Annotated in this window: 3 protein-coding genes and 1 pseudogene; all 4 read left to right on the forward strand. The window is 53.2% G+C overall.

Going from position 1 to position 2,943, the window contains the following annotated elements; genetic code table 11:
- Positions 1 to 446 (forward strand): annotated as a pseudogene (locus tag EJQ19_RS31860) (hypothetical protein); the annotation flags it as partial.
- A 149-nt stretch (positions 447 to 595) separates the two neighbouring features.
- A complete protein-coding gene (locus EJQ19_RS16725) occupies positions 596 to 928 on the forward strand; it encodes a PadR family transcriptional regulator (protein ID WP_126142383.1) in 333 nt (110 codons plus the stop codon).
- The gene (locus EJQ19_RS16730; protein ID WP_126142384.1) at positions 925 to 2,280 is read left to right on the forward strand and encodes an FtsW/RodA/SpoVE family cell cycle protein; all 1,356 of its coding nucleotides are present in this window, start codon (positions 925 to 927) and stop codon (positions 2,278 to 2,280) included. The genes EJQ19_RS16725 and EJQ19_RS16730 overlap by 4 nt, the downstream gene beginning before the upstream one ends.
- A gap of 167 nt (positions 2,281 to 2,447) precedes the next feature.
- Positions 2,448 to 2,906, forward strand: a complete 459-nt coding sequence (locus tag EJQ19_RS16735; protein ID WP_420901684.1) for a hypothetical protein — start codon at positions 2,448 to 2,450, stop codon at positions 2,904 to 2,906.
- Positions 2,907 to 2,943: the final 37 nt, after the last annotated feature.

Here is a 2,943-nt window from a genome sequence, read left to right on the forward strand (position 1 = left end):
AAGGCGTTATGAGCTCGCTCGAAGCCGCCTCGGAGAAGCTGGAGAAAGCGGAAAGCTGGGGCAAATGGGATACATGGGGCGGCGGCGGGATGATTAGCACGCATAAAAAGCACAGCTATGTGGACGAAGCGAAGACGTTTATTCAAAATGCCAATCATCAACTCCGCAATTTCCGCGAAGAATTGAAGGATGTGCAGCGCAGCATCGACATTCAGATTGACATTAGCGATACGTTAAAAATGGCCGATTACTGGTTCGACGGACTCATCACCGACTGGATCGTCCAAGGGCGCATTCAGAGCTCACAGGAGCAGACATTGCGCGCACTTCATCAGGTGCGGACCGTCGTTCGCCAGCTCCAGTCGGAGCACGCGACGGCCGATTCCAAACTTGCCGGCTTGCGGGCGAAGCGCACGGCATGGATTGAGGAAACGCAGGTAGAGTAAGGGAAAGAAGCAGCCCGCGAAGGGCTGTTTCTTTTTGGCGTTCGCTGCTTTCTCCCAGTTGCCTGGGAGAAGAGTTCCTTGTATACCAATACCTAGATATTCGATGCATCGAATTAGAATGTATATGCGTAAAAAGGAGCTGAGCTTGGATGAAGCCTAATAAAGAATTGATGAAAGGCAGCACGGTTATTTTGATTTTGACGCTTTTAAACCGCAGCGATATGTACGGCTATGAGATGACGAAGGAAATGGAGCGCGCCTCCGACGGCATCTTCACGTTAAAAGAAGGAACACTCTACCCGATTCTGCATGCGTTAGAGTCCGAGCGTTTCGTCGAGTCCTACTGGGATGAGAAAGACGGCCGCAAACGCAAATATTACCGCATAACCAAGCAAGGCAAGGCCGAGCTTCAAGTCAAAAAGGAAGAGTGGCAGCTGTTCCGCAATACGGTAGATCGTGTTCTTGGGGAGGGTCGTGTATGAGCGTTTATCGGAATCACGAAGAAATTCGGCTTTTTCTCAAGAAGGTGTGTTCCGAAATTCGGGCGAGAGAGGTTCATCAGGGCGTGTGCCGGGAACTGGAAACCCATCTGGAGGAGCTGATTGAAGACAGGTTGGCGCAAGGGGACGACAGGGATACGGCGGTGAGAGAGGCGATTCGGCGAATGGGATCGCCCGAAATTATCGGGGAGCAGCTCAATCGTGCACACCGGCCTCGTGTCGACTGGGGCATGCTCGGGTTGATTGCTTTGCTGATGTTGGTTGGGTTGGTTGCTGTTTTTTCTGCGTATCAGGCGATGGATGGTCGCGCCCGTCTGGGGGCATTTCATTTGAAGCAAATTTTTTACTTCACCGTTGGCGGATGTCTGATGCTAGGGATCGGGTTCAGCAATTACTCGAAATGGGCGAAGTATGCATGGGGGATGTATGTGGGGATGCTTGCGCTGCTTGTTTATGGGCTCGTCACCTCTACGACCATGAATGGACTTCGAGGCATTATCAATATTCCTCCATTTCATCTCAATCCAGTCTTCCTCTCCCCCTACGTGTTTCTGATTGCGTTAGCCGGGATCTGGTCAAAGCCGATACCTTCCGGCACTGGAGAACCTTTCAGGAATAGGGCGATTCGTCATGTTTGGCTTACCGCAGGCGTTTTGTGGGTACCCGCTATCCTGCTGCTCTACGCCCACTCCATCATGAATTTCGTGTTGCTTCTCATCGGTGGGATGACATTGGTTGTAATTTTGAAGAAGTCTGCCGCGGTTTTGCTTGCGCATCTAAGTCTCGTTGTGGTGGCAGTCGGCATTTTTCTCTTGAAGCTTTCTACCCATGCCAATGCCAGACAAAATTTCCTTGCATGGATTAGACCGAGTACAGCCCCTGATGGGGAGAATTATATGATCGCACATTCCAAGCTCGCGATTCAGTCCGCTGGCTGGCAAGGACACGGGTTTGGCGCCCAACTCTCCACCCTGCCCAATTTGCAGGAAAGTATGATGTTTCCTTTTCTCATCTATTGCTTCGGTTGGCTGGCGGGTATCTGTCTGGTGCTGATGATCCTGATGTTGATCCAGCGTAGCATCCAAGTTGCCAGGACTGTGCAGGACGACTACGGCAAAGCAATGGTCTCCGCGCTCCTCACCATCATCGCCGTGCAGTATCTTTGGAATATGCTCATGTCCGTGGGGCTTGCTCCGCTTAGCTCGTTTTCGCTGCCCTTTGTCAGCTTCAACGGTTCCCTAGTGGTCATGCAGTTCATTGCAATCGGTCTTGCCCTGAGTGTATACCGCCGCAAAGATATTGCCCGGTGGAGCCGAAGGCCGGAAATGGACTGAATAGATAGGCACGCTGCGCCCCTCCATATGACGATTGTCCCTTACCAAAGCGGCTGCTGGACATATACTTAAGAGATAACCTGTCAGGGAGGTCCATCCAGATGAAAGATGATCGGGTCACGATTATTATTCAAAAAGGCCGCAGGCGCATCATCACGCACGCACCGATGACGGGCGTAGACCGGCTCGTCTTCGTCGTCAACCATCAGTACACGAACGCGCCCAACACGACCCAGATCGCCAGTGGAGCAGGCCGCAGCAGCGCCGCAGGCAGCAACGCCGCGATCAAATCTCCGTACACACAGCAGCAGCAAAGCGTCGGCGCCAACGGAAAAGCGAAGAATATTCTGCTCAAAAGCTGTAAAGGCGGCCCCGTATCCGGCACGTCGATCCAGGGCATGCATCGTCACGGCAAGGAAATTATCGTGGTGCTGAACGACCAGATCGTGAAGCTGCCGAAGCGTGCCAAGGGAGCCTCCGCCACCCAGATCGCAAGCGGTGCAGGTCGTTATAGTACGGGCGGTACGAACTCCGCCATTGAAAGTCCCGGCACCAAGCAGCAGCATGCCGTCGGCGGCGGCGGCAAGGCTTTGAATAAGCTCTCCCGCAAACGGAGAATGCGGTGATTGCGGTTGGCAGTGGGCGAGGGTGTGAGGGTGTGAG

Origin of the sequence: Paenibacillus whitsoniae, assembly GCF_003955665.1 — a bacterium.
Taxonomy (GTDB): domain Bacteria; phylum Bacillota; class Bacilli; order Paenibacillales; family NBRC-103111; genus Paenibacillus_E; species Paenibacillus_E whitsoniae.